At 70.9% G+C, this 19943-nt stretch carries 17 protein-coding genes; 6 read left to right on the forward strand and 11 right to left on the reverse strand.

The annotated features are described in order from the left end of the window. The first annotated feature begins 34 nt into the window (after window positions 1-34). Window positions 35-832: an AraC family transcriptional regulator gene (locus ABZS97_RS20500; protein WP_356139700.1), complete on the forward strand. Its 798-nt coding sequence runs from the start codon at window positions 35-37 to the stop codon at window positions 830-832. Here the strand turns inward: ABZS97_RS20500 and ABZS97_RS20505 are convergent. From ABZS97_RS20505 to mshA, 3 genes are all read right to left on the reverse strand, one after another. Next, window positions 811-2529 carry a glycosyl hydrolase family 28-related protein gene (locus tag ABZS97_RS20505; RefSeq protein WP_356139701.1) on the reverse strand — a complete coding sequence of 573 codons (1719 nt, stop codon included), beginning with the start codon at window positions 2527-2529 and terminating at the stop codon, window positions 811-813. The two genes, ABZS97_RS20500 and ABZS97_RS20505, sit on opposite strands and share 22 nt — an antisense overlap. A gap of 146 nt (window positions 2530-2675) precedes the next feature. Next, on the reverse strand, window positions 2676-3176 hold the full coding sequence (locus ABZS97_RS20510; protein ID WP_356139702.1) for a YbjN domain-containing protein: 501 nt from the start codon (window positions 3174-3176) through the stop codon (window positions 2676-2678). Between the two features lie 62 nt (window positions 3177-3238). Further along, complete coding sequence (mshA, locus tag ABZS97_RS20515; protein WP_356139703.1) at window positions 3239-4585, reverse strand: D-inositol-3-phosphate glycosyltransferase; 1347 nt, start codon at window positions 4583-4585, stop codon at window positions 3239-3241. A gap of 254 nt (window positions 4586-4839) precedes the next feature. Between mshA and ABZS97_RS20520 the strand changes: the two genes are divergently transcribed. The 3 genes from ABZS97_RS20520 (at window position 4840) to ABZS97_RS20530 (ending at window position 8556) form a co-directional block, all read left to right on the forward strand. Further along, window positions 4840-5652, forward strand: coding sequence for a class I SAM-dependent methyltransferase (locus tag ABZS97_RS20520; protein WP_356139704.1), 813 nt, complete (start codon window positions 4840-4842; stop codon window positions 5650-5652). Between the two features lie 186 nt (window positions 5653-5838). After that, the gene (locus ABZS97_RS20525) at window positions 5839-6954 is read left to right on the forward strand and encodes an NlpC/P60 family protein (protein ID WP_356139705.1); all 1116 of its coding nucleotides are present in this window, start codon (window positions 5839-5841) and stop codon (window positions 6952-6954) included. A 294-nt stretch (window positions 6955-7248) separates the two neighbouring features. Beyond that, the gene (locus ABZS97_RS20530) at window positions 7249-8556 is read left to right on the forward strand and encodes a SpoIIE family protein phosphatase (RefSeq protein WP_356139706.1); all 1308 of its coding nucleotides are present in this window, start codon (window positions 7249-7251) and stop codon (window positions 8554-8556) included. 77 nt (window positions 8557-8633) lie between these two features. Here the strand turns inward: ABZS97_RS20530 and ABZS97_RS20535 are convergent, their stop codons facing one another. The 3 genes from ABZS97_RS20535 to ABZS97_RS20545 all read right to left on the reverse strand — a co-directional run bounded on the left by ABZS97_RS20535 (window position 8634) and on the right by ABZS97_RS20545 (window position 10334). Continuing rightward, complete coding sequence (locus tag ABZS97_RS20535) at window positions 8634-8975, reverse strand: DUF2516 family protein (RefSeq protein ID WP_356139707.1); 342 nt, start codon at window positions 8973-8975, stop codon at window positions 8634-8636. A gap of 128 nt (window positions 8976-9103) precedes the next feature. Beyond that, window positions 9104-9691 (reverse strand): hypothetical protein, encoded by a 588-nt coding sequence (locus tag ABZS97_RS20540; RefSeq protein ID WP_356139708.1) that lies wholly within the window; start codon window positions 9689-9691, stop codon window positions 9104-9106. A 145-nt stretch (window positions 9692-9836) separates the two neighbouring features. After that, window positions 9837-10334, reverse strand: coding sequence for a helix-turn-helix transcriptional regulator (locus tag ABZS97_RS20545; RefSeq protein ID WP_356139709.1), 498 nt, complete (start codon window positions 10332-10334; stop codon window positions 9837-9839). Window positions 10335-10493: 159 nt separating this feature from the next. On the opposite strand from ABZS97_RS20545, the gene ABZS97_RS20550 reads away from it, so the two are divergent. Beyond that, window positions 10494-11261: an NAD(P)H-binding protein gene (locus ABZS97_RS20550; protein WP_356139734.1), complete on the forward strand. Its 768-nt coding sequence runs from the start codon at window positions 10494-10496 to the stop codon at window positions 11259-11261. A gap of 106 nt (window positions 11262-11367) precedes the next feature. Here ABZS97_RS20550 and ABZS97_RS20555 read toward each other — a convergent pair whose 3' ends face one another. Together ABZS97_RS20555 and ABZS97_RS20560 are read right to left on the reverse strand one after the other, a co-directional pair. Then, window positions 11368-13419, reverse strand: coding sequence for an AAA family ATPase (locus tag ABZS97_RS20555; RefSeq protein ID WP_356139710.1), 2052 nt, complete (start codon window positions 13417-13419; stop codon window positions 11368-11370). A 126-nt stretch (window positions 13420-13545) separates the two neighbouring features. Next, complete coding sequence (locus ABZS97_RS20560) at window positions 13546-14151, reverse strand: TetR family transcriptional regulator (protein WP_356139711.1); 606 nt, start codon at window positions 14149-14151, stop codon at window positions 13546-13548. A gap of 141 nt (window positions 14152-14292) precedes the next feature. Here ABZS97_RS20560 and ABZS97_RS20565 point away from each other — a divergent pair, with 141 nt between their 5' ends. Next, entirely contained in the window at window positions 14293-15255 is a 963-nt protein-coding gene (locus ABZS97_RS20565) for a zinc-binding dehydrogenase (RefSeq protein WP_356139712.1), read from the forward strand. 130 nt (window positions 15256-15385) lie between these two features. On the opposite strand, the gene ABZS97_RS20570 is transcribed toward ABZS97_RS20565, so the two are convergent. The 3 genes from ABZS97_RS20570 to ABZS97_RS20580 form a co-directional block, all read right to left on the reverse strand. After that, on the reverse strand, window positions 15386-16393 hold the full coding sequence (locus ABZS97_RS20570; RefSeq protein ID WP_356139713.1) for a hypothetical protein: 1008 nt from the start codon (window positions 16391-16393) through the stop codon (window positions 15386-15388). Between the two features lie 41 nt (window positions 16394-16434). Continuing rightward, window positions 16435-18531, reverse strand: coding sequence for an aminoglycoside phosphotransferase family protein (locus ABZS97_RS20575; RefSeq protein ID WP_356139735.1), 2097 nt, complete (start codon window positions 18529-18531; stop codon window positions 16435-16437). 307 nt (window positions 18532-18838) lie between these two features. Continuing rightward, the gene (locus tag ABZS97_RS20580; protein WP_356139714.1) at window positions 18839-19756 is read right to left on the reverse strand and encodes a GntR family transcriptional regulator; all 918 of its coding nucleotides are present in this window, start codon (window positions 19754-19756) and stop codon (window positions 18839-18841) included. Window positions 19757-19943: the final 187 nt, after the last annotated feature.

Consider the following 19943-nt stretch of genomic DNA (forward strand, 5'->3'; position numbering starts at 1 on the left):
AACGTCGTACGACACCGTCTTGTACGTTCTTTGCATGGCCGCTCAGCGCGAGGTCTCCGCCTGGCGCCCGCGCGTTCCGGGCGTCGTGGAGGTCTTCCACGCCCACTTCACGCAGTACGCGTACCCGATGCACGTCCACGAGGCGTGGACGCTGCTGATCGTCGACGACGGCGCCGTACGGTACGACCTGGACCGGCATGAGCACGGCACGCCGCACGACACGGTGTCGCTGCTGCCGCCGCACGTGCCGCACAACGGCTCCCCGGCGACCGAGGACGGCTTCCGCAAGCGGGTCCTCTACCTCGATGGCACGCACCTCGGCGAGGACCTCATCGGAGCCGCCGTGGACGGGCCCGACCTGCGGGACCCTGTCCTGCGGCAGCGGGTCGGCCGGTTGCACACCGCGCTCGCCCTTCCCGGGGACGAGCTGGAGGCCGAGAGCAGGCTGACGCTGATCGGGGAGCGGCTGCGCGGGCACCTGCGGCCCGGCGCCGTCCGCGCGGCCGCGCGCCCCGACCACGGCGTCGCCCACCGGCTGCGCGAACTCCTCGACGAGCGTGTCGTGGACGGCATCGGCCTGGACGAGGCGGCCCTGCTCCTGCACGCCCACCCCGCCCACCTGGTGCGGGCGTTCAGCGGCGCGTTCGGGATCGCGCCGCACCAGTACCTGATGTCACGGCGGGTGGACCGCGCCCGACGGCTGCTGCTGGAGGGCGGCCGCCCCGGCGAGGTGGCCGCCACGACCGGTTTCTACGACCAGTCCCATCTGACGCGGCACTTCAAGCGGTTGGTCGGGGTGTCCCCCGGGCGCTACCGGCTCAGCTCCCGCTGAGCCTCGTACAGATTGCGCGGCCGTACGACGTCCGTGGTGCCGTAGAGCTCCACGCGCGCGTGGAGGTCGCCGGAGAAGTCGGGGACGTCGATCTGGTCGAACTCCGTCACCTCGTTGAGGCCGACGGTGGCGGACCAGGGCGCGAGGCCGTCGATCTTCATCAGGCCCGCGCGGCCGTTGGTGACACGGACGTTCCAGTGGGTGAAGCGGGCGCCGAACAGCGGCCCCGCGCTGGCGTCCCCGCCGTGCCGGCCGTTGTTGTCGACGGTGATGTCCGTGCGGACGTTGGCGAACGGCATCCCGCGGTGCGAGTCGAAGGTGCCCATCCGCATGTCGCCGCGCGACCAGACGTTGTGGGAGGACAGGCCCTCCACGTTGATGCCGTGGAGCTGGGTTCCGGCGGGGGTGGGGACCGTGCGCTGCTCGATGGTGAAGTCCTCGACGAGGTTGTCGTGCGAGCCCTCGCGGCAGAAGTACGGGTGGTGGGAGCCGCGGCCGGCCACGCGGGTGCGACGCAGGGTGCAGGAGGAGGCGGCCACGAGTCCGAAGCCGTTGTCGACGTGCCGGACGGTGACGTCGTCCACCCAGCAGTCGTACGCGCACTGGAGCGCGACTCCGTTGTAGCCCTTGTCGAGGAGGTGCGGGGACTGCGGGGTCTCGACGGCCTCCAGGGTGAGGCCCTCGACGCCGGAGCCGGTCAGGGGTTCGACGTGGGTGGTCAGGCGCGGGTCCCACTCGGGGCGCACGTCGAGCGGCAGCGGACGTTCGAGGGTGACCTTTTTGCCCTGCACGCGCGCGATGCGCACCGGCCACTCGTAGGGGACGTAACTCGTGAGCTTCGTCTTGTCGTCCCAGTAGTACGCCTCGGGGCCCGGGCCGCCGCCCGCCATGTGCTCCAGGAGGGTGTGGTCCGCGTCGTCCGCGAGACGGAGCAGGACGAGCCGGCCCGCCTTCAGCCGTGAGGCGTCGGCGACGGTCACCGACCACGAGCCTCGGGTGGCCGGGCCGAGTGCCGTGAGCGTCTCCCACTCGTCGCGCTTGTTGCCGGTCCAGCCCTCGAAGGGCCATGCCTTCGCCTTGATGGCGGTGGTCAGGGAGTCCCAACGGGCGTTCGGGGCCAGCCAGATGAGGCCGCCCGCCCAGGACCAGGAGGACTTGTCGCCGCCGTAGCGGGAGCCGTAGACGCCGATCAGCTCGGTGAGGCTGCGGGTCGCGTGCAGCGTGGTGCGGGCGCTTCCGGCGCCGCGCAGGACGACGTTGTCGTATCCGATGCGGATCAGGCCGTCGATGCGGTAGGTGCCGGGCGGGATGAGAACCGTGCCACCGCCGGCCCTTCCGGCGGCAGCGATGGCACGGTTGATCGCGGGGGCGCAGTCCGTCGTGCCGTCCGCGACGGCTCCGTGGGCGCGGACGTCGGCGACGGCGGGGCGGCGGGGGAAGCGCGCCGCCCCGCCGCGGTAACCGGCCCGGCCGACATAGGGGATCTGCGGGTGAGTGAAGGGGGTGCGGGCGAACTCGTGCCAGAGGGCGGGGACTTGTCCCGCCGCCCCGGGCTCGGGTCTCTCGGTCCGCGTGGCGGCCGTCGCCGTGCCGCCGGTCGCGGCGGCGGCCGCCACGGCTATGGCGCCGCCGAGCAGGCCGCGTCTGCCGATACCCGCGCCCCGGTGCTCGTCCCCGTGTCTGTACTTCCCGGTCATGCCCGCACGCCCTTTCCAAGGAGGTGTATTTCCATGGATGTGAACGACGTTCAGATCTGCGTCGGCGGTGAGCATGCCACGGCGCCCGGGAGCCGGGAAGGGGGCGTGCAGCAGTTACTTAGTACGGACCTATATGGGCTGGGAAGTCAGCCAGTGGGGCGCTGGGTCAGATGCGTGAACGCGTCCAGGTTGCGTGTCGACTCACCGCGCGAGACCCGCCACGCGTACTCCTTGCGGATCGCGGACGCGAAACCGAGCTCCAGAAGGGTGTTGAAACTGCCGTCGGCGGCCTCCAGGACCGAGCCGAGCAGCCGGTCGATCTCCTCCGGGGTGACCGCGACCAGCGGCAGCTTGCCCACCAGGTACACGTCTCCGAGCCGGTCGACCGCGTAACTGACGCCGTAGAGCTTGAGATTGCGCTCCAGAAGCCAGCGCTGGACACCCTCTTCGTTCTCGTCGGGGTGGCGGATCACGAAGGCGTTCAGCGAGAGCGAGTGCCTGCCGACGATGAGGGAGACGGTCGTCGAGAGCTTGCGGGTACCGGGCAGCTTCACGACGTACGAACCGGGCCGCGGGCTCTCCCAGTCGAGCTCGGACTCCTTGAAAACCTGCTCGATGACCTGTCCGGCCCGCTGTACGTCAGCCATGGGGCGAGCGTACGTCAGGCCGAACGGTGCCGGTACGTCAGCCCGTACGGCCGGGCGCCGGGTCAGCCCAGGTGACTGCGGGCCCGGCGGCGGTGGGCCTGCATCGCCGCCGTGTACACGTCCGCCGTCGCGGCCGCGGACGTGTCCCAGCCGAAGGACTCCGCGTGCCGGGCGGCGGCGTCGCCCATCCGGGCCGGAAGCGTCGGGTCGTCCGCGAAATCACGCAGCACGCGCGCGTAGGCCGCGGGATCGTGCCCCTGCACCAGGAACCCGGTCTGCCGGTCGCGTACGGCGACGGGGAGGCCGCCGACGGAGGCGGCGAGCACCGGCGTACCGGCCGCCTGCGCCTCGATCGCCACCAGCCCGAACGACTCGTTGTACGACGGCATGACCAGCACCGAGGCGGCCCGGAACCAGTCCGCGAGCTGCTCCTGCCCGACCGGCGGCCGAAAGCGCACGACGTCCGCGATACCGAGCCGCGCGGCCAGCTTCTGCAGCCCCTCGGGCTTGGCGAGGCCGCTGCCGCTGGGTCCGCCGACGACAGGGACGACGATGTGCGAGCGCAGCTCGGGGCGCTCGTCGAGGAGGACGGCTACCGCGCGCAGCAGCACGTCGGGGGCCTTGAGCGGCTGTATGCGGCCGGCGAAGAGCGGGATCAGGGCGTCCTGCGGGAGGCCGAGACGGGCGCGGGCGGCGGCGCGGCCGTCGGCCGGGCGGAAGCGTTCCAGGTTCACGCCCGGGTGGACGACGGCGACCCGGCCGGGGTCGGCCTCGTAGTGGCGTACGAGTTCGTCGGCCTCTTCGGCGGTGTTCGCGATGAGGCGGTCGGCGGCGCGCACGATCTGGGTCTCGCCGATGACGCGGGCGGCGGGCTCGGGCGTGTCACCGTCGGCGAGCGCGGCGTTCTTGACCTTGGCCATGGTGTGCATGGCGTGCACGAGGGGCGCGCCCCAGCGTTCGGCGGCGAGCCAGCCGACGTGGCCGGAGAGCCAGTAGTGGGAGTGCACCAGGTCGTAGTAGCCGGGGCGATGGCCGGCCCAGGCCTGCATGACGCCGTGGGTGAAGGCGCACAGCTGCGCGGGCAGCTCCTCCTTGGCGAGGCCTTCGTAGGGGCCCGCGTCGATGTGCCGTACGAGGACTCCGGGTGCCAGCTCCACCGTCGGGGGGAGGCCACCGGTCGTCGCGCGCGTGAAGATCTCCACCTCGATGTTGATGGCGGCGAGCCGCTGGGCGAGCTCCACGATGTAGACGTTCATGCCACCCGCGTCGCCCGTGCCGGGCTGGTGCAGCGGCGAGGTGTGCACGGAGAGCATCGCGACGCGCCGGGGGCGCCGGTGGCCGACGGGGAGCCTCAGCCGTGAGGGTGCCGCCGGGGAGCGACGCCCGAGCCTGCTCACGTACTGGCTCACGTGGCGTTCCTCCTTGCTGCCTTACTGCGGGCATGCCGGTCGGGGGACGCACTGCGCCCTCCAAGACTCGGAACACCGGAGCGCTCCGCTCCATTTCCCGCTCGCCGCGCCTTCGCGCGTCTTTGCCGAATCATTACTGCAGGTAGCTCAACTGTTCGATGTCAGATTGCGTTCGTGTCGCCGTCGGCTCCGGCCGCCGGAGGGTTGTCCACAGGCCGGACCGGCCGTCGCCGAAGCCGCCTACTCTCGTACGCATGACAACCCGCGCAGCGTCCCGGCCCGTGGGAACGGTGACGCGCGGGACGACGAACCCCAACCGCCTGCGCCGCATGGACCGCTGGATCACGGCCGTGCACGGCGCCGAACTTCGCAGGTCGCACGACCCGGTCGCGGTCGACCTCGGCTACGGCGCGGCGCCCTGGACGGCCGTCGAGCTGCTCCAGCGGCTGCGGACGGCGGCACCCCGCGTCCGCGTGGTCGGCGTGGAGATCGAGCCGGCCCGGGTCGCCGCCGCGCGGCCGTACGAACGCGAGGGGCTCGTCTTCCGGCACGGCGGCTTCGAAGTCCCGGTGCAGGGGCGGCCGTCGCTGATCCGCGCGGCGAACGTGCTGCGCCAGTACGACGAGGAGCAGGTGGCCGCGGTCTGGGAGCGGCTGTGCGCCCGGCTCGCCCCGGCGGGACCGGGCGGTCGGGGCGGACTGCTCGTCGAGGGGACCTGCGACGAGATCGGGCGTCGGCACGTGTGGGTCGCGCTCGGCCCGGAGGGTCCGCGCACCGTCACCTTCGCCACCCGGCTCGGCTCCCTGGACCGCCCGTCCGACCTGGCCGAACGCCTGCCGAAGGCGCTGATCCACCGGAACATACCGGGCGAGCCGGTGCACGCGTTCCTGCGTGACTTCGACCGCGCCTGGGCCGCCGCCGCGCCCTACGCCTCGTACGGCGCACGGCAGCGCTGGATAAGGGCGGTCCGTGACCTGAGGGCCGACTGGCCGGTGGCGGACGGGGTGTCGCGCTGGCGGCAGGGCGAAGTCACGGTGGCGTGGGCGGCGTTGGCCCCGAAGGGCTGACCTGCGGGGAACGTTCCGCGTGAGTCCTTCGTCACACAGGTGGGGAGATCGCGTTGAGGGGGCGCGAAGGGGGGAAGGGAGTTCCTGGCCGCCTCTGTACCGCCTCTGTCGCATTGTGCGACGGCATGGCACGATCCCCCAGACGTCCGTAAGTTACTGACGGTAAATCAGTTTGGGGGCGGAGTAATGGGATCCGGCAAGCAGAGCCTGACCATGGCGGCCATGGCCCTGGCCTGCGCCTGCGCGGTGCTGGCGGCACCGGGCACGGCGTATGCGAATCCTGCGTCGCACGCGGCGCGGACCCCGAATCCGGCGCCGACGCCCACACCGGCTCCCTCTTCGAGCACCACTCCAACGCCCCAGAGCACCAAGGATCTTGAGGCGGTCCGCAAGAAGCTGGACGACCTCTACCACGACGCCGCGGTCGCCACGGACGCGTACAACGCCGCGGAGGAGAAGGCCGACAAGCAGTCCGCCGAGATCGTCGATCTGGCCCGCGAGATCGTCAAGGGCCAGGCCAAGCTGGACAAGTTGAAGGACCGCGCGGGCGCGGCGGCCCGGGCGCAGTACCGGGGCGGCGGGCTGCCGCCCGAGGCGCGGCTGTGGCTGAGCGACGACCCCCAGCAGTTCCTGGACGGCGCGGGCCGGGTGCGGCAGGGCGAGCACGCGACGAAGGGCCTGCTCGCGGAGATGACGCGCACGCAGCAGGACCTGAAGCAGTACCAGAAGGACGCCTCCGCCCAGTGGAAGAAGCTGGAGGCCAACCGCAAGGCCAAGGCCGAGGCCAAGAAGAAGATCAAGAAGCAGATCGCCGCCGCCGAGAAGCTGGAGTCCCAGCTCGAGAAGGAGGAGAAGGCACGGCTGGCGAAGCTGGAGGAAGAGGCCGCGCAGAAGGCGCAGACCGCGTGGCTGAGCTCCGGCGTCCTCGCGGAGATCAACACAAAAGCGTCCGAACAGGGCAAGAAGGCCGTGAAGTTCGCGACGGACCAGATCAGCAAGCCCTACGAGTGGGGCGCGGAGGGTCCGAGGTCGTACGACTGCTCGGGGCTGACCTCGCAGGCCTGGCTGACCGCCGGACACGGCATTCCGCGGACCTCGCAGGAGCAGTGGAAGCAGCTCACCCACGTCGACGTGAAGGACATGCGCCCCGGCGACCTGATCATCTACTTCGACGACGCGAGCCATGTCGGGATGTACATCGGCGACGGCGCCGTGGTGCACGCGCCCCGGCCCGGGCGGACGGTGACGATCACCGGGGCGGGGTCCATGCCGATCCTGGGGGTCGTGCGGCCCGACGCGTGAGGGCGGGCCCCTGGCGCGGGGCACGCACGTGACGCACCGCGCGTGACGCACCGCACGTGACCTGGCACACGTTCCCCGAGCCACGCAACCTCGTGGACGTGACGTTCGTCATCCCCTCGGAAGGCGCGCCATGTCCAAGTGCGTTACAGGATGCGGCATATGACGGTGGCCCTTTGCCGCACCTGGTGTCCCACACCATTCCGTTGCGGCGCCGGCTAACGCTATGGTCCCCGTCGGCAGGTCGAGGTTCTTCGGTCCGCCACGCCCTCGGGGGGAGGGAAGGAAATCCAGACGATGCCCGTACCCGTACCGCGGCAGAGAGCGATCCCGGCCGTGGAGTGTGGTCAGGCTCAGGCCGCGCTCACACCCGGCGGCCCCTCCTCGGAAGGAACCGCCCGCACCATCAAGGCCCCCGCCGACAGCGCCGCCCATCTGACCCTGCTGGTCATCGAGGACGACCCGGCCGGCTCGCTCGGCGTCCCCGAGATGCTGGACGCGGCCGGCAAGCCGATCCGTATCCGCACCGCCCGCAACCTCACCGAGGCGGAGCGGCTGCTCACCGACGACGTCCACTGCATCCTGCTCGACCTCACGCTGCCGGCCCCCGGCCGGGCCACCGCCGAGGCGCAGGACGAGCTGGCCGCGCTCAAGCACGTGCTGCGGCTCGCGCCCCGGCACGCCGTCCTCGCGCTCACCGCCTCCGGCGACGCCGAGGGGGGCGCCGAAGCGGTGCGCGTCGGCGCCCAGGACTATCTGTTCCGCGACGAGCTGGACGCCCGGCTGCTGAGCCGCGCGATCCGCTACGCGGTGGAGAGGAAACGTTCCGACACCGCCGAGCGGCGGCTCACGGAGTCCCGGCTGCGCGCCCAGGAGAACGCCCGTCTGGAGCGCGGCCTGCTGCCCAAGCCCCTCCTGGAGGGCTCCCCGCTGCGCTTCGCCGCCCGCTACCGCCCCGGCCGCTCCCGCGCGCTGCTCGGCGGCGACTTCTACGACACGGTCCGCACGCCCGACGGCACGGTGCACGCGATGATCGGCGACGTCTGCGGGCACGGGCCCGACGAGGCGGCGCTCGGCGTGGAGCTGCGCATCGCCTGGCGCGCGCTGACGCTCGCGGGCCTGTGCGGCGACGAACTGCTGTCCACGCTTCAGCAGGTGCTGGAGCACGAGCGCGCGGACGACGAGATCTTCGCGACGCTCTGCACGGTCGACATCGCTCCGGACGGCCGCCGCGCCGGGCTCTGCCTGGCCGGCCACCCGTCCCCGCTGATCGCCCGCCCCGGCCGGCCCGCCCAGCTGCTGCCGTACCAGAACAACGGCCCCGCGCTCGGCCTGCTGCCCGGCGCCCGCTGGCCGCGCCAGCAGGTGGAGCTGGGCGGCGCCTGGAGCCTGATGCTCTACACCGACGGCCTGATCGAGGGCCGGATCGGCGAGGGCCGCGAACGCCTCGGCCAGGACGGCATGGTGGAGATGATCCGCCGCCAGCTCGCCCAGGGCCTGACGGGCGAGAACCTGCTGCGCGCCGCGGTGAACGAGGTCCGCGAACTCAACGGCGGAGAACTGACGGACGACGTGGCGGTACTGCTGCTGGATCGCGTGCGATAGCCCTTGCCGGGCTGAGCGGGGGTCGCCCTTGCTGGGCTGGGCAGGGCCGGGCAGCCTTTGCCGGGCCGGGTGGGGGGTTACCGGCCGCCGTTGTACGGGCCGTACGGGCCGTCGCTGCTGGAGCCGCGGCGGCCGCCGCGGCCTCCGCCGGAGACCTGCCGCAGGGCCGGGCGCACGTCGACGATGTAGACGATGCTGGCGATGACGCCGAGGATCGGCAGGAAGGACAGGATCGAGAACAGGTAGCTCACCACCAGGGCGATCCCGAGGATGACCAGCCAGAAGATCTTGTTCTGCTTGTCCGCGGCGCGGAAGGCGTCCTCGCGCCGGAACGCGGCGTCGAACAGCCCGAACGCGGCGAGGGCCATGAGGACGATCTTCAGCAGTCCCAAGAATCCCGCGAAGCCCAACATCAGCATGCTGCCACCCGCCCGTTCCTTCCCGACTCCCTTTGCGGCCACCGTACCCGTAGAACGGGCCGGGCACCCCAGAGGTGCCCGGCCCTGTCCCATACGGTCCGCCTGCTTGCCCGTACCGCCCGCTGGAACTACTTGGCCGGCGGCGTGGTCTTCTTCGCGGTGGTCTTGCGGGCCGGAGCCTTCTTCGCCACCGGCTTCTTCGCCGCGGAGTCGGCCGCGGTCTCGGCGGGCTTCTCCTCGTCCTTGACCTCGACGGGCTCCGCCTTCGGCTCGACGGCGACGGCCAGCTCCTCGATCTCCTCGGCCGCCTCGCCGCGCCAGGCCTTCACGGTCTCCTCGCCGTGCTCGGCGACCTTCTCGTACGTCTCCCGGGCCTTCACCGCGTACTCGGCGGCGACACCGACACCACGCAGGGCGAAGTCCTGGGCCGACTCACCGATCTTCTTCAGGTCGGTGTCGAGGGTGCCGAGGAACTCCGTCACCTTGGCCTGGAGGGTCTCCTGCGCCTCCTTGGCGCGGGTGGTGGCCTTCTCCTGCACGGCGGTCGGGTCGATGTTGCGGACGCTCTCGATGCGCGCCGGCGCCTCGGCACGGATCTGCTCGACGATCGCGGGCACCTTCTTGGCCTGCTGAACCGCCAGGTCGGCGGTGCCGGCGAGGAAGTAGAGCGGGGTCGGGTCGGCGGCGGCCTTGCGGATGTCGTCAGTGATGGCCATGGTGATGGTCCTCCCGGATGCGCTTTCGGTTGAGGGTTTTGGTCCTGCGTGGTGTGCGCGGCGAGACCGCACTGTCTGCCGTTGTTCCGGTCGTGCCCCACCGAGGACGGTGGGTGTTGCTCGCCCGCTGCTCGTCTGTCGCCCGTCAGCCGGCGGTCTGCTGTGGATCGGCATCACTGCCGTCGGCCGGAGGCGTGCGCCTCCGCGACCGCGACTGCGATGTCGACTTCGATTGCGATGGTGGCTCCGGCTCGGGCTCGGCGGTCTGCACGTCCTCGCTCGCCTGGGTGATCTCGAACCCGTTCTCCTTGCGGAAGGACTCGTAGATCTGGAGCAGCACCTGCTTCTGCCGCTCGTTCAGCGTGGGATCGGCGAGGATGACGGCGCGCGTCTCCACCTCGTCCCGGTCCCGCTCGGCGTCGAGGATGCCGGCCCGCACGTACAGCGTCTCGGCGGAGATCCGCAGGGCCTTGGCGACCTGCTGCAGCACCTCCGCGCTCGGCTTGCGCAGCCCGCGCTCGATCTGGCTCAGGTACGGATTCGACACCCCGGCGGCGTCGGCGAGCTGCCGCAGCGACAGTTGCGCGGTGCGCCGCTGTTCCCGCAGATACTCACCGAGATTGCCGACGTTGAGTGATGCCATGGCTCCACCCTGCACCACCGCCGCTAACTATTGCAAGCACCTGCTTGCAAAAGTGTGCCACGCCACTTCGGGCTCCCTGTCACATTCCCTCGCCCCCGCGGTTCATGACTGCAGAACCCCGAAGGAACCAAGGAATTGACGAAGGAACTGGAGACGACGATGACCACCACCTCCCCCATCCTGGTGACCGGCGGCACGGGCACGCTCGGCAGCCATGCAGTCCCGCTGCTGCGGGACGCGGGACACGAGGTAAGGGTGCTCAGCCGGCACGGCCGCGCCGCCGAGAACGGCGTCTCGTACGTGGCCGCCGATCTGCTCAAGGGCGAGGGGATCGAGGCCGCGCTGGAAGGCGTCGAGACCGTCCTGCACCTCGCGGGCGGCCCGAAGGGCGACGACGAGGCGACCCGCAACCTGGTGCGGGCCGCGTCGCGAGCCGGGGTCCGGCACCTCGTCTACATCTCGGTGATCGGCGCGGACCGGCTCCCGGTGAAGTGGCTGCAGTCCAAGCTGGCCGCCGAGCAGGCGGTGAGCGAGTCCGGGATCCCGTGGACGACCCTGCGTGCCGCCCAGTTCCACGACCTGACCCTGAAGATGGTGCGGGGCATGGCGAAGCTCCCGGTGGTACCGGTGCCCGGCGGCCTGCGGCTGGAGCCGGTCGACTCCCGCGAGGTGGCGGCCCGGCTCGTGGAACTCACTCTCGGCGAGGCGGCCGGCCTGGTGCCCGACATCGCCGGACCGCGGGTGTACGACATGGCCGAGCTGATCCGCGGATACCTGAAGGTGAGCGGCAAGCGCCGGCCGAAGCTGCCGGTCCGGCTGCCGGGAAAGACCGGTCGCGCTTACCGGGCCGGCGAGAACCTGGCCCTCGAAGGATCCCTCACGGGCAAGCTGACCTGGGAGGACTTCCTCGCCGAGCACGCGGGATAGCCCCCACATGCGTCGCTCCTCGCCGAACACCCGGGTCGGTTCCCACATGCGTCGCACCCGAGCGTCACCTGTCAGTCTCCTGACCGGGCGGGTCACCCAGGCCGGCTCACCAGGGCAGTGGGCGGCTGTGCACCACGTCCAGCCGGGACACCGCCCGCGTCAGGACGACGTACAGCCGGTGCAGTCCGCGCTCCTCCGCCTCGACCACGGTCGCGGGTTCGACGGCCACGACATGGTCGTATTCGAGGCCCTTGGCGAGGGCCGCGGGCAACACCGTGACACGGGCGCCCAGTTCGTCAGGACCGACGGTCCCGATGTCCGCCGCGTGCAGCGCCTCCCGCAGCCGTACGACATCCTCGTCGGCGGCGATGACCCCGATGGAGCCCTCGTGCGCGAGCGCGTCGCGCACGGCGTCGACGGTTCCGGCGGGCAGGTCGGTCACCTCGCGGATCCTCAACTCCCCGTCCTGGCGCAGGGATCGGGCCGGTTGAACGCCCACGTCCAGTTGTTCCAGCAGGCGGTTGGCGAGTTCCACGACGGCGCCGGGCACCCGGAAGCCGATCGTCAGCGGCACCACCGCGGCATCCGGTTTGCCCAGGTGGCCGAGGAGTTCGGACCAGTCGCGCGCCGCCCACGGGGTCGTGCCCTGCGCGAGATCACCGAGCACGGTCAGCGAACCGAACGGCGCCCGGCGCGCGATCGCCCGGCACTCCATCGGCGACAGGTCCTGCGCCTCGTCGACGACCAAGTGGCCGTAACCCTCGGGGTGTTCGATCAGACCGGCGACCTCGTCGAGAAGAACAAGGTCGGCGGCCGACCACCGGGCCGACTTGTACGAACGCGGCGGCTTCGCCCAGAGCAGCGCCTTCTGCTCGTCCGCGTCGAGCATGCCGTCCGCGGCGGCGGCGAGCGCCTCGGGGTCGGTGAACAGCTCGGCCACCACCTCCTCGGCCCGGACCCGGGGCCAGACCGCGTCGACGTACGCCCCGACCGGCCGCGACCGCGCGATCTTCTGCACCCAGGCGTTCGTGCACGGCCCGGCCCGCAACTCGGCCTGCGCCTGCAGATACCGGACCGCCCGGGTACGCACCCGCTCGCGGCCGACGGCGTACGGCGGCTCCTCGGCCCGTACGTCGTCGACGATCCGCCGCAGTTCCCGGTCGGGCACCCGCCAGCGGTACGAACCATCCGGCACGACAACGGAGTTGACCTCCGCCGTCGCCGGCGCGACCCGCGCGTACAGGGCCCGGCGCAGCACCTCGGCCATGCGGGCGTCGTGCTTGACGCAGGCCGCGCGCGGGTCGTCCTCGGCGCGCACCGGGTGGCGCGCGATCTCGTCCCCGATGGTCGACTGCCGTACGCCGGTCTCGCCGAGGGCGGGCAGCACCTCCGAGATGTAGGAGAGAAAGGTGCGGTTGGGGCCGAGGATGAGGAGGCCGCTGCGGCGGATGCGCTGCGGGTAGGTGTAGAGGAGATAGGCGGCGCGGTGCAGGCCGACGGCCGTCTTGCCGGTGCCCGGTGCGCCCTGCACGCAGACGGAGACGGCGAGTTCGCCTCGTACGAGATCGTCCTGTTCGGGCTGGATGGTCGCGGCGATGTCCCGCATCGGGCCGACGCGCGGCCGTTCGATCTCGCCCGCGAGGAGCCGGCTCTCCACCGCCTCGCCCGCTGCCAGGCGCTCGTCCTCAAGACCCGTGAGGTCGGCGGAGTCACCGCGGCTGCCGGGTGCCCAGCCGAAGCGCCGGCGGACTGCGACGCCCTGCGGATCGCGGGCGCTCGCCTGGTAGAAGGCGCGCGAGACGGGTGCGCGCCAGTCGACGACGAGGGGCGGGGCGGCGGGGTGCTCGGAGATGCGCAGCCGCCCGATGCGGTAACTCTGGCCGGCGTGCTCGCGGTCCGCGCCGTTCTCGTCGCGGTCCAGGAAGTTCAACCGCCCGAAGAACAGGGGGCCTTCGGGCAGCTCGCGCATCTCCTTGGCCCGGCTGCGGAACTGGTAGCCGAGCACTTCGGCATCGGCACCGGAGGCGGAGACGTCCTCGCCGATGACGACCTGTTCCTCGGCGCCGTCGACCATGGCCGCGAGGGCGGCACGACAGGTGTCGTGGTAGACGCGTTCGCGGGCGAGGGAGGCGGCGAGGGCGGGGTCGGGTGACGTCATTCCACCAAGCCTAGCGGAAAACGTAACCGAGTAACATTATGTACCGAGCCTCATCCGTGCGACCTGCCCCGAGATCTGCGTGATCTGACCCGAGATCTATGTGATCCGATCTGACCCGATCCGCTCTCAGGCGAACCGCGGCAACCCCGCCGCGAGCTGCGCGAACGCCCGCTCGGCCGCCTCCACCGCATCGCCGCGCACCTGCTCCGCACTCTCCCCCTCCGCGATCCGCCGCCAGTTGTCCAGAGCGAGAATCCGCTGTACGGCGATGATCTGCCCGGCGGCGACCCGCGCGTCCAGGTCTCCGCCGAGGGCCTCGCCGAGCGCGGCCTCGGACCGCTCCAGGTAGCCGTGCAGGCGTGCCGCCAGGGACGGGGTCCCGTAGAGCAGCCGGTGGAAGGCGAGGACGCCCGGGGCGTCGTTGAGTCCGGTGACCGGGTCGCACCGCTCCAGCCCGTCGAGGAAGTTCTGCCGCAGCGCCGCCAGCGGGGAGGGGCCGCGCGCCGCGACGCGGGCCGGCTCGTCCTCGTGGTCGGCGAACCGGTGCAGGACCAGGTCCTCCTTGGACGGGAAGTACCGGAAGAGGGTCGGCTTGGAGATCTCGGCGACGGCGGCGACCTCCGCGACGGACACCGCGTCGAACCCCTTCTCCAGGAAGAGCCTGATCGCGATGTCGGACACGGCCTGGTACATCCGCTGCTTCTTGCGCTCGCGCAGCCCGCTCTCACCCATGCCCCGAGCCTACGCACCGCACCGCGCCGCCCCTGCCACCCCTTGACCTCAACTCGGCTTGAGGTCGAAGACTCCCCAACGACACCGTTCACGAACTTCGAACTTCGAACTTCGAACTTTGATCTCCGACGGAGTGATCCCATGCGTGCAGCACAGGTGAAGGAATTCGGCGGCCCCGAGGCCCTGGCCCCGGCCGAGGTACCGGACCCCCAGCCGGGACCCGGCGAGGTCCTGATCGACGTCGCATACGCCGACACGATCTTCGTCGAGACCCAGATCCGGGCGGGCTGGGGCCGCGACTTCTTCCCGGTGACACCGCCGTACGTCCCCGGGGGCGGCGTGTCGGGCGTGGTCGGCGCCCTCGGTCCGGACGTACCGGCCGAGTGGCTGGGCCGCCGTGTCACCGCGTTCGTGACCGGCAGCTACGCGGAGCGCGCCGTGGCCGCGACCTCGGCCCTCACGGTGGTCCCCGACGACCTCGACCTCCTCCCGGCCGCGGCCCTGGTCCACGACGGCGTCACCGCCACCGGCCTCCTCGAACTGACCGCGATCGGCCCCACCGACCGCGTCCTGGTCCTCGGCGCCTCCGGCGGCATGGGCACCCTGCTGATCCAACTTGCACACGCCCGCGGCGCACGGGTGGTGGGCGTGGCCCGGAGCGCCGAAAAGCTCGCCCTCATACGGGAGTTGGGCGCGGACGCGGCCGTCGACTCCACCTCACCCGACTGGCCGGACGCCGCCCGCGCGGCCCTCGGCGGCGCCGCCGACGTCGTCCTGGACGGAGTCGGCGGCCAACTCGGCGCCGCCGCCTTCCCGTTGACCTCCGACGGCGGCCGCTTCTCGGCCCACGGCGCCCCGTCCGGCGGCTTCTCCGCCGTGGACCCGGAGGAGGCCACCCGCCGGGGCATCACCCTCTACGGCATCGCGGACGTCCAGTTCGACCCGGCCGACCTGCGGCGCTACACGTCCGAGGCTTTGGCGGAGGCCGCGGCGGGGCGGTTGCGCCCGGTGATCGGCGAGGTGTTCCCGCTGGAGCGGGCGGGGGAAGCGCACGCGGCCATTGAAGGGCGGGGGGCGGTGGGGAAGGTGGTGTTGGAGGTGTGAGGGGACGGAACGAACCGGCATCGCCTGAAGGGCCGTACGCCGTAAGGGCGTTGGCGAACGGAGGCGGGACGGCCGGATTCAGGCCGCCGCCGAGCCGGCCGGACTCAGGCCGCCGCTGAGCCGGCCGGACTCAGGCCGCCGCTGAGCCGGCCGAACCGCCCGCACCGGATCCGCCCGCACCGGATCCGGCCGTACTGCCGGCGCTGCCCGCACTGCCTGCACTGCCCGACCCGGCCGATCCGTCCGGCCCGGCAGGCCCGGCAGGCCGCCGCCAACTCGGCTTCAGCGACAGCTTCCACAGGTCGTCGAGATGCTGGTTCCAGGTGGCGACCACGGCCCTGGCGTCATCCCCGGCCCCTCGGGACCAGACGCTGAGGTCGGTGCGGTAGCCCTTGGGGTCGTAGAACTCGGGGCCCGCACTGCGGAGCATGGTGCGCGCCGCCATGTTGTAGAGACCGTGGAGCACATGCTCCTGGTTGAAGACGCAGATCTTCTCCCTCGGTATGCCGGGATAGACGCGGTACTCGCACTCCGCGCTCACCCGCCCCAGGGCGTTGAGGCGCTCCTCGATCCCGGACAGCGTCTCGTCGTACTCCTTGCACTTCAGCTCCAGGCGGTTGCGGAAGTCCGGGTCGTCCACGGGCACGCCGTGCTCGCCGACGCGCGAGGGCACGGTCATCGGCAGCGCGAAGTCCGGGATCAGCACCCTGACCGAGACATGCCGGGTCGGTCCGGGATCCTCCAGGAGCCCTTCGAGACGGTGAAAGAGCTCGTTGCAGAGCGTCTCTCCCGTGTAGCCGAGAAAGGAGATCTCCACTTCCCGGGCGTGGAACGCCTCGTTCACGAAGCTGCCCAGTTCCCGGGACTCGACCTGGATGCGCGGTGGCAGCCGGATCGACACGGCCAGGTCCTTCACCGTGTCGTACAGCACGTAACCGACCAGACTGAGCAGGGCGCCACCGAGGAACGCCTTGTCCTGCAGGGCGTCTCCCACGGGCTTCACGAACTGGGCCGTCAGTCCGGTGACGAAGATCGCCATCAGCAGGAACCGCGTGAACGCCGGCTCGTAGCGGGACTGGAACCGCTTCAGTCGATCGCCCATCGTGTCGTCGACCGTCCTGCTCCCGCCACCGGACATCCGCAGACCCCTCCCCCAAGGCCAAGGCGCCCGGCGGTGGTTCAGCAGTCCGCGGGGACCCCGGCTGTCCATCGACCTCCATGGTCGCCGTGCGGCAGCGCACGGGCAAGATAGGGGTTCGCCGTCGACTTGCCCTTCAGCCCGAGTGCCGCCGTGGCCGAGGCCAGGGTCATCGCGTACGTGTCCACGGCGCGCCGGACGTTGGGGGCGTCCAGGCTGTCACCGGTCACCAGACGGTCGAGGTCGACGTAGGCCGAGCGGACCACCTCGATCCACCGGTAGACCTGCCAGTCGTCGCGCCAGCCCTTGGTGCAGTCCTCCGGCAGACGGGCGGCCCAACGGGCGAACAGGCGCTCGCGGATCTCAGGCCGTGTCGGGGTGAGGTGCATATGGCGGACCAGGTCGTACAGCGGGTCGCCGACCATCGCCATCTCCCAGTCGATGAGGGTCAGGCCACCCTGTTCCCTGCGGACGAGGTTCCACGGGTTGAGGTCACCGTGCAGGAGCACCGGCCGACGGGGGGTCAGGATATGGCGGTCGAGGATCTCCCCCAGCCGGAAGCTGCTGGGCAGTCCCAGCTCCCGCGCCAAGTCACGCGTCCCTGTGGGAAGTTCATTCACCATGCGGACCAGCTCGTCCTGGAGCTCCCGGTGGAAGTCGAGTCCCCTGCCGGGACCCACTTTCTCGCAGTCCACTCTGGTCAGCGCGCACAGCTGGTCCACGAGATCGTCCGCCTCATGGGGCCGGAGGCCATCCGCGGGGTGATCAGGCGGGCTCCCGTCCGCGGGCCCTTCATAGGAGTGGATCGTGAACGGTTCCTGCAGGCCGCTGGTGCCCAGGGCCAGCACCCGCGGCGCCCGTACGGAAACGCCGGACCGCTCGATCGCCCGCAGCACCGCGTGCTCGTTGAGAAACCGGCGTTCCCGGGGGTTCACCGACCCCACCTTCCGGCGAACCATGACCGGGAAGTCGACTCCCTGCACCCGAACCGCCGTACTGAGGTGAGCCGTTCCCTTGAACACACGGTCCGCGGAAGCGGCGCCCTCCTCGAACAGCGCGTTGCTCACCGCGGACAAGGTGAACGTCGGGTGTGCGGGAACCCGGGGGTCGCGCTGCCAGACGATCTGCGACACGGATCTGCGGCGGCTGCCCCGGCCCCCGTGGGACTCGTTCCACCGGTAGAGAATGCGCTCGATCTCACTCTGGTCGGGCACGCTCTTGAGCTGCAGCGGTGCCTCCGCGGCGAGCAGCGCGTAGAACACCGCCTGGGTCGCGGCGTCAAGTTCACGCTGGTCGAAGGAGTCCCCGAGCCCGGTGGCGGCACGCATCACATCCGGGTAGACGGACTGGGCGCGCTCAAAGGCGACGTAGTGCTTCAGATCCCGGTCGAGTCCGTTGACGGCTTTGCTGCGGCGCTCGCCCATGACCTCGCGCCAGGCCGCGATCACCTCGGGCCACTGGTAGTCGGGGTACTGCATCCGCACCAGGTGCGTCGCGAGGTCGTGCAGCGGATCGCCGTAGGTGGCGAGTTCCCAGTCGACGCAGATCAGCGGCGGGGAGCCGTGATACGACACGATCACGTTGTCCCGGTGCAGATCGGTGTGGAGCAGGCTGAAGGGGCGGCTGATGAGCGTGGGCACCCGCTCCGCGAACCGCACCATCGCGTTCTCGGGGATGCCCAGCATCGCGAACAGTCCACCGAACTTGGCCCAGTTGCGCTGCCTGATCTGTTCCTCGGCCGCGAACGCCAGCGCACGCAGGAAAGCGCCGCTGTCCCGGCTGGAGCGAGGCCAGGACATCGGCAAGGGCGGCAGATCCTTCCTGCGCACCTCGGTCATGTCCGCGAGGAGGTGGGCGAGGGCGTGGATCAGATCGGGGTCCACCGGCTTGCCGCCGGGACAGATTCTGGACAGCGGCACACCCTCGACATAGCTGAGGATGGTCATGTCCCGGCGCTTGACCAGGCATTGCGGGACATGCGGCAGCACGGCACGGATCGTGTTGAGGATCTCCGCCTCGTCCTGCCAGGTCCTGATGACCACGGGCAGCGCCGACGGAATCCGCAGCCGCACGGTGACCGGCTGCCCGCTGTCGCCGCCCACCAGACGGGACTGGGCCTCGGTGAGCGGCCGCACCATGTAGTTCAGGTTGTGGTGTCCACGGCCGAACGACCCGAAGGCCCGGGCGTAGCGCACGAAGTGTGCGTACGCGTCGTCCGCCGCCCTTTCCAGAGCAGGCAAACCGGGCCTTGGTGGACCGCCCACGGGTCACTCCTGAATAACTGTGTGTCGCCGCTGATGTTCATGCGCCGCGAGAGAAGTGAGCACACCTTAGTGCCCACCCACAGGTACGGCTGCGAGGACTCCGGCATTCGATACCGACTTGAGAGGGATACCACCCGTGAGCCTCACGCCGTTCGAAGTCCGCTGGAATTCCGAGCGGGTTTCAGACCGGATCGGCGAGGAGTTCCCAGCAGGAGTCGAACCAGTCCTGCATGCTCCCCATGAACACGGAACCCGGGGCGTCCGGGTCTCCCTCGTCGTTGACGAAGCGGGTCAGCGCCGAGCCCAGGCCGAGGACGTCCAGGGCGGCGACCTCGGTGCCGTCGTCCAGCAGGATGGGGCGCTCGATCACTTTGTACGGGCCGAACAGGGCCTCGACCCCCGGACGCAGATACAGCTTGAACGTCGGGGTCAGCCGGACGTGCCGGATCTCCACGCTCGCATGGGGCACCAGACCTTCCGCCTGAAGGTCGCGCAGTGCGGTACGCAACGAGGTCGTGTGCCGGCGGGTGATGCCCCGCAGCCGCTCCTGCAACCGATTGGGCTGGTCGGGGTCCTGCCGCGGCCCCTCCTCACCGTTCGGCTGCTGCGCGCGGGGATACGGGTGATCGAACGACTCCGAGGGCAACAGCATGCGCAGCGACACACGTTGGGGCGCGATCTCTCCGAGACGGATCCGCTCCGCCTGCAGCCGGATGTGGGCGTCCAGGGACTCGGACGTAAGGGTGAAGACGTCCAATTGGACGGTCGGCTGAGCGAAGGCTCGCGCGATGAAGGTGCCCAGGGCCGCCCGCACCCGAGGTGCCTCCGGCTCCGAGGCCCGCAGGTGAATGGGGCTCTTCACCACCCGTGATCCGCTGCCCTGACGGGACTTGATCCAGCCCTCGCTGTTCATCTCGCGCATGACGCGCTGCACGGTGTCGCGCGACACCCCCAACTCATCGGCGAGTTCACGTTGCGGTGGCAGTTGAGTGCCCTCCGCGTACGTGCCGTCGGCGATACGGGTGCGCAGCACATCCAGGACACGCTCGAACTCCGTGCCGCTGCCGCCACCGCCTCCGTCGCCGCGCTCTTCGCTCACATCGCGACCGTACCGCGCTCTGCCTTCGGGCAAACGCTTCCAGTCACATTGGTGGCTGGATCTGCCGGTCGGCACATTCCTAAGCGGCCTGGAAGTTAAGGGATCTAGCAGGCAGGGCAGACCAACCTCAAGTCAATCAGTCCAATTGGACGGGTAGTTGATCGAATCACTGAAGTGGACAGGTGGG

It is taken from the genome of Streptomyces sp. NPDC005485 (assembly GCF_040606085.1).
Taxonomy (GTDB): domain Bacteria; phylum Actinomycetota; class Actinomycetes; order Streptomycetales; family Streptomycetaceae; genus Streptomyces.